Raw genomic sequence first — 14,746 nt, forward strand, 5'->3', positions numbered from 1 at the left:
ATTTCGTGTCTTTTTATTTTATAGAAATGACTCTACCCTTTTCACTGCTTTCAATCGCTAATTGAATCAGTTTAATAACATCTAAACCTTCTTTTGCTGTTACAGGTAGTTTCTCACCATTTAATATACTATCTCGTACACCTTTATAATAATTGTTATAACAACCGACTTCTGTTGGAATACGCTCTAAGCTTTCTTCTGTTTCTAAAGTAGCAAAATTCTCTTCATCGTCTACTCCATAACCGTTATCACCTGGCTTCATTCCATTTTTTAATTGCTCTTCCTGCGAATCCATACCGTACTTCACGATAGAACCTTTCTCTCCATGCACTATAAAATGCGGTCCAGCTTTTTTCACATAACTACTACTACGTAAAATGACACGTTTAACTCCGTAATGAAGTTCTATGTGGAAATAATCATCCACCTCTGCACCTGGTCGTTGTTTTATTACATCTGCACTTATAGCATCTGGTTTCCCGAATATTGATAACGCTTGGTCAATTAAATGCGATCCTAAATCATATAATATACCGGAGCCTGGTAGATTTTTTTCTCTCCATCGATCACGTACATGTGGACGGAAACGATCAAAATTCGATTCATATGCATATACATTCCCTACTCTGTTTTCTCCTAACAATTTCTTAATTGTTAAGAAATCATTATCAAAACGACGATTATGATATACGCTTAACATTACATTATGCTGCTCTGCTAATAAAATAAGCTCTTCCCCTTCTTCAATTGAAACAACAAATGGTTTTTCTACAACAACATGCTTACCGTTTAAAATTGCTTCTTTTACATATGGAAAATGAGTTGTATTAGGTGATGTAATAACAACTAAGTCAACATCAGCTCGCTTCACCAATTCATCAATTGTACTAACAACATTAGCGTTTGGTAATGTTTCTTTTACTACCTCTTCTTTTGAGGATAATACAGCACGAATATCATATTCTTCTATCGTTTGTAATAGTGGGATATGAAATGTCGTACTTGAAAAACCAAATCCTACAATCCCTACACCTATTTTTTTCATGTTGCCCCTCCATTTGTCCCGCTCTAACGGGCAGTAAGATTCCTAACTCAAAATTCAGCGAAAGCTAAGGAATTAGGTGAGGAATCAACTGCTCGTTAAAGCCCGATTGATTCAACTAATAATCAATGTGGATAAAGAAAATCCCATTGATTAAAGTTTCACTTTATGAGAACGATTTCATCCAGTTATTATAACAAGATTATTATTATTTACATAATAAATTGCCTAGAAAAAAGCATCTTGCTATTATTCATAGCAAGATGCCCTCTTTATTCTGGTCTTTTCTTCGTCCACGTTTCTACTACTTCACCAGTATCATTAACATCTAGCACTAGGCTACCATTACTATACCGGTCTTTATTTCGATACGCTTTCGGATCAATCTCTTCTACAATGTTTTTCTCTGTCTTCATGTAAACTAATTCATCGTCCCGAACAATTTCAATACCGACAATGCGGTACGGATTACGTTTTAATTCTTTGAAAATAACTAGACCTCGTTTCGCCCTCGTTGATTTTTCAATTTCTGATGCTTTTAGACGTTTTACAGCACCGCGCTGTGTTACGAGAATAAGTTGATCTTTATCACCATTTAACGGTTTACCAGAAGCGACATAGTCATCTTCTTTTAAATTAATTGCTTTCACTCCAGCAGCTCTTACACCGACTGGACTTACTTCATCTTCATGGAAAATAAGTGCATATGCACCGTGTGTAGCAAGAACGATATCACTCGTTCCATCTGTCGCAAATATATCGACAACTTCATCATCTTTTTTCAAGTTTACAGCAACGAATGCCCTTGAATAACGCTGAACTTTATATTGATTTAATTCTGTTTTCTTTATCATACCATTTCGTGTTACAAATACGATAAATCGTTTTTCTTCCTCAAAGTTCGGTACAACCGTTGCCCAAATGATTGTTTCATCCCGGTCGAGTGAAACGATATTAGCAACGTGCTGACCTAAATCTTTCCAACGAATATCTGGCATTTCGTATACTGGCAGATATATATAGTTTCCTTTATTCGTAAATAAGAGGACTGTCTCTGTCGTATTCGTATCGAATCGTTCAAGTAAGATGTCACCCTCTTTCATACCGAAGTCTTTGCCGTTCGAGGCATTATGTGAGCGCCATCCAGTACGTTTCACATATCCTTCTTTCGTTACAGTAACGATGACATCTTCTTGTGGGATCATCACTTCTACATCGATTTTAATTTCCTCGATTTGATCTTCAATAATCGCGCGTCGATCATCACTATATGTTTTCTTAACTCTCTTTAAATCTGTTTTAATTACTTGAAGTAATCTTTTTTCACTTTGTAAAATTGCCTGTAGCTCAATAATTTTCTTATTAAGCTCATCTGCTTCTTCTTGTAACGCTGTAATGTCTGTATTCGTTAAGCGATATAATTGCAAGGAAACAATTGCTTCTGCCTGTGCTTCTGTAAAGCCAAATTTTGCACTTAAATTATCTTTCGCGTTACGTTTATCTTTTGAAGCTCGAATTGTCTCGATTACTTGGTCTAAAATCGATAATGCTTTCTTTAAACCTTCTACAATATGTTGACGATTTTCTGCTTTTCTTAATTCATATTGCGAACGTCTCGTAATAACCTCTTTTTGATGTCCAATATAAGCATCCAAAATTTTCGGTAATGTCATAAGTGTTGGACGACGATTATTGATCGCTACCATATTAAAGTTATATGGAATTTGCAAATCTGTATTTTTATATAAATAATTTAAAATACCTTCGGCGTTTGCTTCTTTCTTTAATTCAACAACAATTCGTAAACCAGTACGATCTGTCTCATCACGCACCTCAGCAATACCATCTAACTTTTTATCTAGACGTAATTCATCCATTTTCTTTACAAGGTTTGCCTTATTCACTTCGTAAGGAATTTCAGTGATTACAATTTGTTGTTTCCCACCGCGCACTGTTTCAACTTCTGCTTTTCCGCGAATAATAATTTTACCTTTACCTGTTTCATATGCCTTTTTAATACCATCAATCCCCTGAATAATACCACCTGTTGGGAAATCTGGTCCTTTCATAACTGTTAATAAATCATCAACAGTACTATTTGGCTTATCAATACGCATCATTGTAGCATCAATAACTTCTCCAAGATGATGCGGAGGAATTTCTGTTGCATAACCAGCGGAAATCCCTGTAGATCCGTTCACTAATAAATTGGGGAACGCTGCTGGTAATACAACTGGTTCTTCACTCGTATCATCAAAGTTTGACACGAATTCAACTGTTTCTTTATCAAGATCACGTAATAATTCAGATGCAATTGGTGATAAACGAGCTTCCGTATAACGCATCGCTGCCGCTGGATCCCCATCAACACTACCGTTATTACCATGCATTTCAACTAAAACATTACGCACTTTCCAAGTTTGGCTTAAGCGTACCATTGCTTCATATACAGAGGAATCTCCATGTGGATGATAATTACCAATAACATTACCTACTGTTTTAGCTGATTTACGAAACGCTTTATCATGTACATTACCTTCTACATACATAGAATATAAAATACGTCTTTGTACTGGCTTTAAGCCATCACGTGCATCTGGAAGTGCACGATCTTGAATAATATATTTACTATAACGTGCAAAACGATCACCTAACACGTCTTCAAGCGGGAGGTCATGAAACTTCTCTGCTTGCATGTTATTCCACCTCCGTCTCCATAATCATTTCATTTTCTAAAATATTTCCTTCTTCTTGCATACCAAACTGTACATTACGTTCAATCCATTTACGGCGCGGTTCTACTTTATCGCCCATTAATGTTGTAACGCGACGCTCTGCTCTTGCTGCATCATCAATTTTTACGCGAATTAATGTACGCGTTTCAGGATTCATTGTTGTTTCCCATAATTGATCCGCATTCATTTCACCAAGTCCTTTATAACGTTGTAACATATAGCCTTTTCCAACTTTTTTCGTTACACCGTCTAATTCCTCATCTGACCAAGCGTATTCAATTACCTCACTCTTACCTTTTCCTTTACTTACTTTGTATAAAGGAGGAAGTGCGATAAATACTTTACCAGCTTCGATAAGTGGCTTCATATATCTGTAGAAGAACGTTAATAACAATACTTGAATATGAGCCCCATCGGTATCGGCATCGGTCATAATTACAACTTTATCGTAGTTAATATCTTCAACATCAAATTCATTTCCTACACCGCCGCCAATCGCATAAATGATTGTATTAATCTCTTCATTTTTAAAGATATCAGCAAGCTTTGCTTTTTCTGTATTAATTACTTTACCACGTAACGGTAATACGGCCTGGAAACGTCTGTCTCGTCCTTGTTTCGCAGAACCACCGGCAGAGTCACCCTCTACTAGGTATAGTTCATTTTTTTGCGGGTTACGTGATTGTGCAGGTGTTAATTTCCCGCTTAACGTACCTTCTGATTTTTTCTTTTTCTTACCACTACGCGCTTCTTCTCTTGCTTTACGGGCTGCTTCACGGGCTTGTGCTGCTTTAATTGCTTTTCTCACAAGAAGTGTAGCTACATCAGGGTTTTCTTCTAAAAAGTATGCTAAATGCTCAGATACAATGGCATCAATTGAAGAACGCGCTTCACTTGTACCTAGTTTCCCCTTCGTTTGCCCTTCAAACTGAAGCACTTCTTCTGGTACACGTACCGAAACGATAGCCGCTACACCTTCACGAATATCTGTACCTTCTAAGTTTTTATCTTTTTCTTTTAATAGTGCTACTTTACGAGCATACTCGTTAAACACACGCGTCATCGCTGTTTTAAATCCAGCTTCATGTGTTCCACCATCTTTTGTACGTACATTATTTACAAACGAAAGAATATTTTCTGAGTAGCCATCGTTAAATTGAAATGCTAGTTCTGCTTCAATCCCATTTTGTTCACCAGTGAAATATACAACTGGGTGAATTGAATCTTTTTCTTCGTTTAAATAGGAAACGAAAGCTTCAATTCCTGTTTCATAATGAAAGACATCTTCTAAATCATTTCGTTCATCTTTTATTGAGATTTTCATTCCTTTTAATAAGAATGCAGATTCGCGTAATCTCTCACATAATGTTTCATAATTATAATTTGTTGTGCTGAAAATCGTTGTATCTGGTTTGAAATGCATCGTAGTACCAGACTCTTTCGTCTTCCCGATTTTCTCAAGCGTCGTTACAGGAACACCGCCATTTTCAAAGCGTTGTTCGTAAATATTTCCGTCACGCTTAATCGTTACGACTAACCATTCTGATAAGGCATTTACAACAGATGCCCCAACACCGTGCAAACCACCACTCGTTTTGTAACCACCTTGACCAAACTTACCACCGGCATGAAGTACAGTTAAAATAACTTCAGGTGTAGGTTTCCCAAGTTTATGCATTCCCGTAGGCATTCCTCGCCCTTTATCTATAACGCTAATACTATTATCTTTATGTATTACGACTGAAATTTCGTCGCCAAATCCCGCTAACGCTTCGTCAACGGAGTTATCTACTATTTCATATACTAAATGATGCAATCCACGGCTGTCCGTGCTCCCGATATACATACCCGGGCGTTTTCGAACGGCTTCAAGTCCTTCTAACACTTGAATCGCATCTTCATTATATTGGAACTGATGCTTCGCCAAACTCCTTGCCCCTTTCCTAATCCAAAATCAGAACATATGTTTCTATTATAGAATAACGCCTCGACTATAGTTTTGGCAAGTTATCTTATCTCTTTTATATACCATTTTCAATAGAAAAATCCTTGTTTTCTCACAAGGATTCCTCTAGGCTACTATTTCAGAAAAATAATCGTTTGTCAACGAGAAATGGATATGTATTCCAAGATTACACATTCCAAACCTTTATTATGATCCAAATGATCAAGATCCAAAATGGGATTACAAATAACAATCCCCAAAAACAGCCTTTAAAAAATCTCATGATGAACACCTCGTTCATCGGCCCTACTTATCTATAATGAGGGCTGAATCAATCTTTCTACCTTTACATCTACACTATTTTGTCATCGCATGTTCTACTTTAATACAACGATCCATTATTACAGTATAGTCTTTTTCTTTTAAAAGTTTATATGTATCCTCATCTTGTACTCCTAATTGTGCCCAAAAAACATCTGCATCAATCTCTACAAATTCTTTTGCAACATCCATTAAAAACTCTGAGCGACGAAATATATTTACTATGTCAACGTGTTCCTTAATATCCTTTAGTGAAGAAACTGCCTTTTCTCCAAGCACCTCATCTACTGTTGGATTAACTGGAATAATGCGGTATCCAGCATCTTGCATTGCTTTTGAAACCATATACGATGTACGTTCTGGCTTATCTGATAATCCAACAACCGCAATTGTTTTGCTTTTCTTTAGCACTTCACCAATTTCCGTACGAGTTGGGTTTTCAATTGTCATAATTAATCCCTCCTATTCCTTTAGTATAGCCGATAAAGAAAGTCTCTTTCAATATGAAAGAGACTTTCTTTTATTTCGATTATTGATTCTTTGTAGCTGAATTATCTGCTAAAGTAGCCGATTTCGTCATTTTTTGACCGTTACGGTAGAATGTAACTTCTACTTTCTCGCCTACTTTTTTCTTTTCATATAAATATTTACGGAATTGAAGAGCATTCTCTACTTTTTGATTATCTAATGCTACTACAATATCATATTGCTCTAAACCAGCTTTTTCAGCCGGTGAGATTGGGTAAATTTTACCTAATACAACACCATTAGTTACTTCTTTCGGTACTTTCAATTGATTGACTGCATAAGCTTGCACATCTTCTAATGAAACAACACCTACTCCAAGCGCTGGACGTTTTACTACTCCATCTTTTTCAAGAGATTCAATAACTGGTTTTGCGATATTAATTGGAATAGCAAATCCAATTCCTTCAACTTCTTGTTGTGCAATTTTACTTGAATTAATCCCAATTATTTCACCATTTTGGTTAAATAATGCACCACCACTATTACCAGGGTTAATCGCTGCATCTGTTTGAATAACTTGTGCTTGCCAATCTGGTCGTTTATCGCCATCAATATCAACCGGAATTTCGCGTTCTTTACTACTGATTATACCTTCCGTTACACTTCCATCAAATCCTAGCGGGTTACCGATTGCAATGGCTTTTTCACCCGCACGAAGTTTACTTGAATCACCTAAAGTGGCAACTTTATTTACATTAGATCCATCAATTTCAACAACTGCTAAGTCTAACCAAGGGTCCTTACCAACTAATTTCGCATCAACTTGCTTTCCGTCGCTCAGCTTCACAGCAAGTTTATTTGCTCCATCCACTACATGGTTGTTTGTTACAATATATGCTTTATTCCCTGCTTTTTTATAAATAACACCTGATCCTGAACCAGCTTGTTGTTCTTGACCTGTCGGTTGCATTGCAAATGGATCAACACTTTGTTGCATATTAATAACACCTACAACAACATCTTTCGCCCCTTCAATCATACCAGGTAAATCAGTTTCATTTTTCGCTTTATTTACAACAGGAACTACAGTACCTTCTACTTTTGAATCCGAACTAAATGATGATACTGGCGCTCCATTATTTTGAGCCCATGGCATATATGGTGCTGCAAAACTAATCGAAACCGCTCCGACTACAGCTCCCACTAAACCTGTGAAGAAATAGCCTTTTTTACTACCTGATTTTCTCACTTCTCTCGTTTCACTATGCTCTTCATTTAAATTTGGTCCGTCGTAATATCCCATGTTTTATTTCCCCTCTCTGGTGAATTCGTATTTTCAGTATAGTCACGTTTTGTGTCCTTCTTGTGAACTCATCGTGAAATCTAATTAAAAAAATACTCCTATCTAACATTGTAGACAAAAAAAGTATTTTTTGTACATTCTACCTTCAAAAGAGAGTATAAAATCGCCATTTCCCTAGGCTAAATTACACAAATCGTTCTAGATTATTCTTCAAATTTATAACCAACTCGAATAACAGTACCGATATGCTTCGCTTTATCTCCTAGCTTATTTCGAAGTTTTTTAATATGGGTATCAACCGTTCGGTCATCACCGTAATAGTCATATCCCCATAACTGATCTAATAAATGTTGACGTGATAACACGATTCCTTTGTTCTCCATTAAATACACAAGAAGTTCAAATTCTTTATGTGTCAATATAATTTCTTCTCCATCTACTAAAACAGTTCTAGATAGACGATTTACTTCTATTCCAGCTAAAGACATAGCATTTTCTTCCGCTACTCCTACCGCACCATCCGCACGTTTCAATAACGTCTTTGCACGAGCTACTAATACTTTCGGGCTAAATGGTTTCGTTACATACTCGTCTGCACCTAATTCGAAACCTAGCAATGTATCATCCTCATCCGAACGTGCTGTCAACATAATAATTGGTACTGCTGATTCTTTTCTAATTCTTCTACAAACAGACCATCCATCTATTTCTGGTAACATAATATCTAACATAATTAAATCAATTTCATGCTCTGCAAATAACTCTAACGCTTTTTTTCCATCTTCTGCTTCGATTACTTCAAAGCCTTCATTACGAAAATAATCACTAACAATTTCACGTAATCTTCTTTCATCTTCAACAAGCAATACTGTTTTATTCATATCATCTATCCCGCCTTTTTACTCTTTCAATCGAATAATACGTTGATTGGAGCTTCCGCGAAATGGAAGTGTTAAATCTTTTTTCTCAATTTCAAACCTTCCATCGACTAAAACATCCCCATAATGTAACAACTCTATCATATCATTATTTTGAGAACTCTGTATCTCTTCTAACGTATAACCTGTATACATCCATAGGTTTTTTTTAAAATCTTTCACGATTTTTGCTACCTTTTTCACTTCAGCAGCTTGAAAAAATGGATCTCCACCTGAAAATGTTACATCAGTTAATGGATTACTTGCAATCTCTTTCACAATTTCTTCTACTGTCATTTCCGTTCCATTGCAAATATTCCATGATTTCGGATTATGGCAACCAACGCAACGATGCGGACAGCCCGCAAAAAACACGACTGTCCGCAATCCTTCTCCATCTACTACACTATCATGAATAATATTCATCACTTTCATTTATGTTTCACCCGATCTATCTCTTCACTACGTTTCGCACTATTCCACTTCGACATATCTCCTACAAGATAGCCTGTTATACGGCGAATTCTTTCTATATTAGCCTCATCTTCATTCCCGCAACTTGGACATTCATTCCCAATAACCCCGTGATAACTACAGCACTTACAACGGTCAACAGGATGATTAATTGAACCGTATCCAACGCCATGTTCTGCCATAGCTTGTACAATTTGTTTTAATGCCTTTTTGTTATGCATTGCTGCTCCGTCTAGTTCAATATAAGTAATGTGTCCTCCATTACAGAGAGCATGGAACGGGCCCTCTAAACGGATTTTATTTATCGCTTGAATGTTATAATAAACTGGAACATGGAATGAATTCGTATAGTAATTATGGTTCGTTATACCGCTAATTTCACCAAATTCTTCTCTATCTTTTTTCACAAACTTCCCTGATAATCCTTCTGCTGGAGTTGCAATTACTGAGAAATTCAGTTGATGTTCTTCTGTCGCTTTATCCATTCTATCTCTCATAAAGGAAATAATTTCATACCCAAGTTTCCATGATTCTTCATCTTCCCCATGATGCTTTCCTGTTAAAGCTACTAAACATTCCGCAAGACCGATAAAACCAATACTTAACGTCCCTTGTTTTAAAATCGAGGCTACGGAGTCTTCAGGCTGCAACGTTTCTCCACCACGCCATACACCTTGTGAATATAAAAACTGAAAATCTCTTGCTCGCTTCGTACATTGATACGCATATCTTTCTAATAGCTGCTTAATTCCTAAATCTAAATAATAGTTTAGCGCTTCAAAAAACGCTTCTTTTGAACCACTAATTAACGCTAATTTCACTAAATTAATAGACGTAAATGATAAATTCCCTCTACCAATCGCTGTTTCTTCTCCATGTATATTAGACATAACACGGGTACGACATCCCATGTAACATACTTCACTTTCTGGTCTTCCATCATAATGCACTGCATTAAACGGCGCATCTAAAAATGAAAAGTTAGGGAATAATCGCTCTGCGGTTGTCTCTAATGCTAATTCAAATAAATCGTAGTTCGGATCACTTTCTTCAAAATTCACACCTTTTTTCATCTTGAAAATTTGAATTGGAAAAATCGGTGTCTCTCCTTTACCAAGTCCAGCTTGTGTCGCTTTTAAAAGTTGTTTAATTAACATTCTTCCTTCTTTTGATGTATCTGTTCCGTAATTAATAGAAATAAACGGGACTTGTCCTCCGCCCCTACTATGCATACTATTCGAATTATGAACGAAAGCCTCACACGCTTGATACGTATCATTTTCCGTTTCTTTCCATGCAAATTCTTCTATTTGTTCTTTCGTAAGCGGATATGATTGTAATCGTTTTTTATGTCTCTCAATTGTTTTTCGTACATAAGGTGCTAAATCAATATCAAAGAGTGCAAACGATTGACCACCATGCTGCATATTTTGATTCGCTTGAAAAATAATAGACGCAAGAGCCAATGCACTTTTAATGTCTTGCGGTTGTCTCATATGTCCATGCCCCGTATGAAAACCGTTAGCAAGCATTTGTGCTAACGGAATTTGTGAACAAGTCGTCGTTCCTGTCGCATAAAAATCTAAATCATGTGGATATAATATATTTTCATTTATTGCTTTTTTCACTTGATCTGACAATAAATTCTCAACAGCATAATATTTTGCACTCTCAGATGCGAAGGTTCCCATTACGCCCATTGGAGAGCGGCCGTCTACATTTGCATTTTCTTGCATTAAATCTTGTTCATTGCCGTGGACTATTGTCTCGAACACTTTCATTAATTCTTCTTCTCCACGTGTATTATTTTGTAACATTTATAACCCTCCACCAATATGTTGTTATCTTTTGATTAAAATGTTACTACATATAGTCTTACTGTTTCTGTGAGAAATGTAACATTACTGTGAAATTTTTTTCACGAAATAATGAATTTTTCATTTACAAAAAAGAAATGTGCTCTTTACAAATGTATGGTACAATATACGGGAAAAACTCTTTTTACCCTTTATCAACACATTTGAATAAAGGAGACTGAACTTATGGTTACTACATATCTTTTATTTATCGTTGCCTACTTACTTGGCTCGATTCCATTTGCACTAGTTGTTGGAAAAATTGGCTACGGAATCGATATTCGTGAGCACGGGAGCGGTAATCTAGGCGGAACAAACACATTCCGCACATTAGGGAAAAAAGCAGGTTTTACCGTTACAATTGCTGACATTTTAAAAGGGACTTTAGCAACAAGTCTACCAATGATTTTCGGATTAGATATTCACCCACTATGGTTCGGGTTAGCGGCTGTTCTTGGACATGTCTATCCAATCTTCGCGAAATTCCGCGGTGGTAAAGCAGTTGCAACTTCTGCTGGGGTACTATTATGCTATTCACCAGTTGTTTTTGCAATATTGGCTGTTGTATTTTTCACCCTTTTATTTACAACAAGATACGTATCACTTTCTTCTATGGTAACAGCAGTTGTTGCTGTTATTGCATCCATTGTTAGCGGGGATAAAATCTTCATTATTGCGATGTGTTTATTAGCAGGTATGGTTATTTATAAACACCGTGCAAATATCGGACGAATTATAAATAAAACTGAACCAAAAGCAAACTTTTCAAAAAAGCAAAAATAAGATCGTAACCCACATAACGCAAAAAGAAAACGTGAAGCATATTAATAGCGTCTTTTTGCGTTATTTTTTATACTAAAGAAAAAGCAACATAATTTGGAGGAACTATACATGAATCTTTCCGTAACAAAAGAAGCAGCACAATGGTATAAAAATGAATTAAACTTACAATCAAATGAAACACTACGCTTTTTCGTACAATACGGTGGTTGCAGTACTGTGCAAAAAGGACTTTCTTTAGGTATTCGTAAAGATGATCCTGCACACCCTGCTGTTCAAATTCAAGAAGAAGGCATTAACTTCTTTATTGAAGGCGATGATGAATGGTTCTTCGATGGACATAATTTATCTGTTACACTTAACGAAGGTGACGACTTCCCACAATTTAATTATGAAAAATAAAAAAACGTGGCTTCTGCCACGCTTTTTTATTTTTTCTTAATTTCCTCATATTTCGCATACCACTCAGGATATAACTTTTTAAATGATACAGGACGGAACCCTTCTTTTTTCGCACAAATATTCGTCGTACTTGCAGTAATACACAGTTCACCATCACCATTATATATTTCATATCCATATACAACGCGAAGTGGGCTCACAGTATCTACCCATGTTTTTACGATTGCTTTTTCTCCGTAACGCATCGCTTTACGATATGAAATTTGTAAATCTAACACAGGAGAAATAATTCCTTCTTTCTCCATTTCAACATATGAAAAACCTAAATCTTGTATAAGTTTCGTGCGACCTAACTCAAGCCACACTAAGTAGTTTGAATGGTAAACAACACCCATTTGATCTGTTTCCGCATAACGGATTTCAACTTCATGTTCTGCTACAAACATATGTATTCGCCTTCTTTCACTTCTGCTGCCTTGCATACATTTAATCATAATACAGTAACATCAAAAATAAAATAAAAACAGTGAATCTTTTACTGAAAGGAGCCAGCATATGATTCAAATTGTAACGGTTCGTAGCGGTGATAGCGTATATAGCTTGGCATCAAAATATGGATCGACACCTGACGAAATAGTAAAAGACAATGGACTAAATCCAGCTGAAACGCTCGTTGTTGGTCAGGCACTTATCGTTAATACAAAAGGAAATAATTATTATGTACAGCCTGGTGACAGCCTCTATCGGATTTCTCAAACATATAATGTCCCCCTCGCTAGTTTAGCTAAAGTTAATAATTTATCTTTAAAATCTATTCTCCATGTCGGACAACAATTATATGTACCAAAAGGCACAAAACGAGCTGTAGAATCCATCGCTTATTTACAACCTTCCACTATACCGATTAAAGAGAGTTTAGTTAATGCTACACGTGCCATCAATCCATTTTTAACATATTTAGCTTATTTTAGTTTTGAGGCAAAAAGAGATGGCACATTAAAAGAACCTACTGAAACAGCTAAAATTGCTAATATTGCAACGCAAGGGCAAACAATCCCTATGCTCGTTATTACAAATATTGAAAATGGTAATTTCAGTGCCGATCTAACATCGGTTATTTTACGCGACGCAACGATTCAAAACAAATTTATTACTAACATTTTGCAAACAGCTGAAAAATATGGCATGCGAGACATTCATTTCGATTTCGAGAGTGTAGCACCCGAAGACCGCGAGGCATATAATCGCTTTTTACGAAATGTAAAAACACGCTTACCTAGCGGGTACACATTAAGCACAACTCTCGTACCGAAAACAAGTTCAAATCAAAAGGGAAAATTTTTCGAAGCCCATGATTATAAAGCGCAAGGGCAAATTGTTGATTTCGTCGTCATTATGACATATGACTGGGGTTGGCAGGGCGGGCCACCAATGGCAATCTCTCCTATCGGTCCTGTAAAAGAAGTACTTCAATACGCAAAATCTCAAATGCCTCCCCAAAAAATTATGATGGGGCAAAACTTATACGGATTCGATTGGAAACTTCCGTTCAAACAAGGGAATCCACCAGCAAAAGCAGTTAGCTCTGTCGCAGCTGTTGCACTTGCTCGTAAATATAATGTTCCTATCCGCTATGATTTCACAGCTCAAGCTCCACATTTTAATTACTTTGACGAAAATGGCGTACAACATGAAGTTTGGTTTGAAGATGCGAGGTCTATTCAAAGTAAATTCAATTTAATGAAAGAGCAGGGCATTGGCGGTATTAGTTATTGGAAGATTGGCTTGCCATTTCCACAAAATTGGCGTTTACTTGTTGAAAACTTTACGATTACGAAAAAGGGCTGACAAAAGTCAGCCCTTTTTGTACATTTTGTTAAGATTCATCTTTGATTTCACTTTTTAATGAGTCAATACTTTCTAAACGTCTTTGATTTTTTGCTTCAATAGCAGCACGATCTTTTTCATTAGAAAGTTCCGCTGTTTCTTTTGCTTCATTAAAGTTATCAACTGTATTTTGCACCATTTCTTGTAACTTTTCAGCGTTGTCACTTCGATTATCTGGATTTGGCATGTACTTCCCTCCTAATATTGTATATACACACCATCTTAAATTACCTATCTTTCCTCAAATTTATACATAAAAAAGGAGAATGTAATATTCTCCTTTTCTTTAACCATTATCAACAATCGGTTGTTTACCTGTTTGATCTTGCATTTGCTTTCCTTTATTTCCACCAGCTTTTTTCGATTGTGTTCCAATATGATTTGGTGCAAAGTCTTTTGAATTTTTTTTCGGATTACCCATTACTATCGCCTCCTTAACACTAGTATCGTACTAGTGTTAAGAATTATTCAGCTTGCTTAAAAAGTTTCATTTCATAACGTTTTTCAATGCGCTCTTCAATGCGATCAATTGCCTCACGATCGCTTAATAATTGTTGTTTATTTTCATTTACAAGTTCTTCAAACGATTTACGGCGACTTCTTCTCATGTTGTTCA

Annotated in this window: 15 protein-coding genes; 3 read left to right on the top strand and 12 right to left on the bottom strand. The window is 36.2% G+C overall.

The features are described 5' to 3' along the window. Positions 1-13: 13 nt before the first annotated feature. The 8 genes from AXW78_RS17015 to AXW78_RS17050 form a co-directional block, all read right to left on the bottom strand. Entirely contained in the window at positions 14-1,045 is a 1,032-nt protein-coding gene (locus AXW78_RS17015; RefSeq protein ID WP_000719766.1) for an oxidoreductase, read from the bottom strand. 269 nt (positions 1,046-1,314) lie between these two features. Further along, the gene (parC, locus tag AXW78_RS17020; RefSeq protein WP_001147463.1) at positions 1,315-3,738 is read right to left on the bottom strand and encodes a DNA topoisomerase IV subunit A; all 2,424 of its coding nucleotides are present in this window, start codon (positions 3,736-3,738) and stop codon (positions 1,315-1,317) included. A 1-nt stretch (position 3,739) separates the two neighbouring features. Continuing rightward, complete coding sequence (gene parE / locus AXW78_RS17025) at positions 3,740-5,704, bottom strand: DNA topoisomerase IV subunit B (RefSeq protein WP_001062202.1); 1,965 nt, start codon at positions 5,702-5,704, stop codon at positions 3,740-3,742. A 375-nt stretch (positions 5,705-6,079) separates the two neighbouring features. Further along, complete coding sequence (locus AXW78_RS17030) at positions 6,080-6,493, bottom strand: CoA-binding protein (RefSeq protein WP_000151386.1); 414 nt, start codon at positions 6,491-6,493, stop codon at positions 6,080-6,082. 79 nt (positions 6,494-6,572) lie between these two features. Next, complete coding sequence (locus AXW78_RS17035) at positions 6,573-7,814, bottom strand: S1C family serine protease (RefSeq protein WP_000542646.1); 1,242 nt, start codon at positions 7,812-7,814, stop codon at positions 6,573-6,575. Between the two features lie 203 nt (positions 7,815-8,017). Next, positions 8,018-8,695 (bottom strand): response regulator transcription factor, encoded by a 678-nt coding sequence (locus tag AXW78_RS17040; RefSeq protein WP_001044679.1) that lies wholly within the window; start codon positions 8,693-8,695, stop codon positions 8,018-8,020. An 18-nt stretch (positions 8,696-8,713) separates the two neighbouring features. Further along, complete coding sequence (gene nrdG / locus AXW78_RS17045) at positions 8,714-9,166, bottom strand: anaerobic ribonucleoside-triphosphate reductase activating protein (protein ID WP_000867074.1); 453 nt, start codon at positions 9,164-9,166, stop codon at positions 8,714-8,716. Continuing rightward, a complete protein-coding gene (locus AXW78_RS17050; RefSeq protein ID WP_061884481.1) occupies positions 9,163-11,022 on the bottom strand; it encodes an anaerobic ribonucleoside triphosphate reductase in 1,860 nt (619 codons plus the stop codon). The genes nrdG and AXW78_RS17050 overlap by 4 nt, the downstream gene beginning before the upstream one ends. Before the next feature lie 225 nt (positions 11,023-11,247). Here AXW78_RS17050 and plsY point away from each other — a divergent pair, with 225 nt between their 5' ends. Beyond that, the gene (gene plsY, locus AXW78_RS17055; protein ID WP_000258974.1) at positions 11,248-11,844 is read left to right on the top strand and encodes a glycerol-3-phosphate 1-O-acyltransferase PlsY; all 597 of its coding nucleotides are present in this window, start codon (positions 11,248-11,250) and stop codon (positions 11,842-11,844) included. A 108-nt stretch (positions 11,845-11,952) separates the two neighbouring features. Continuing rightward, on the top strand, positions 11,953-12,243 hold the full coding sequence (locus tag AXW78_RS17060) for a HesB/YadR/YfhF family protein (protein ID WP_001054453.1): 291 nt from the start codon (positions 11,953-11,955) through the stop codon (positions 12,241-12,243). Positions 12,244-12,269: 26 nt separating this feature from the next. Here the strand turns inward: AXW78_RS17060 and AXW78_RS17065 are convergent, their stop codons facing one another. Further along, complete coding sequence (locus tag AXW78_RS17065; RefSeq protein ID WP_000495812.1) at positions 12,270-12,689, bottom strand: acyl-CoA thioesterase; 420 nt, start codon at positions 12,687-12,689, stop codon at positions 12,270-12,272. A 109-nt stretch (positions 12,690-12,798) separates the two neighbouring features. On the opposite strand from AXW78_RS17065, the gene AXW78_RS17070 reads away from it, so the two are divergent. Further along, positions 12,799-14,091, top strand: coding sequence for a glycoside hydrolase family 18 protein (locus AXW78_RS17070; protein WP_000614862.1), 1,293 nt, complete (start codon positions 12,799-12,801; stop codon positions 14,089-14,091). Positions 14,092-14,119: 28 nt separating this feature from the next. Here AXW78_RS17070 and tlp read toward each other — a convergent pair whose 3' ends face one another. The 3 genes from tlp to AXW78_RS17085 form a co-directional block, all read right to left on the bottom strand. Further along, positions 14,120-14,317, bottom strand: coding sequence for a small acid-soluble spore protein Tlp (tlp, locus tag AXW78_RS17075; RefSeq protein WP_001133511.1), 198 nt, complete (start codon positions 14,315-14,317; stop codon positions 14,120-14,122). Between the two features lie 99 nt (positions 14,318-14,416). Further along, the gene (gene sspN, locus AXW78_RS17080) at positions 14,417-14,551 is read right to left on the bottom strand and encodes an acid-soluble spore protein SspN (RefSeq protein ID WP_000527987.1); all 135 of its coding nucleotides are present in this window, start codon (positions 14,549-14,551) and stop codon (positions 14,417-14,419) included. 43 nt (positions 14,552-14,594) lie between these two features. Continuing rightward, a complete protein-coding gene (locus tag AXW78_RS17085) occupies positions 14,595-14,738 on the bottom strand; it encodes an FbpB family small basic protein (RefSeq protein ID WP_001254703.1) in 144 nt (47 codons plus the stop codon). Positions 14,739-14,746: the final 8 nt, after the last annotated feature.

Source organism: Bacillus thuringiensis, assembly GCF_001595725.1.
Lineage (GTDB): Bacteria > Bacillota > Bacilli > Bacillales > Bacillaceae_G > Bacillus_A > Bacillus_A thuringiensis_K.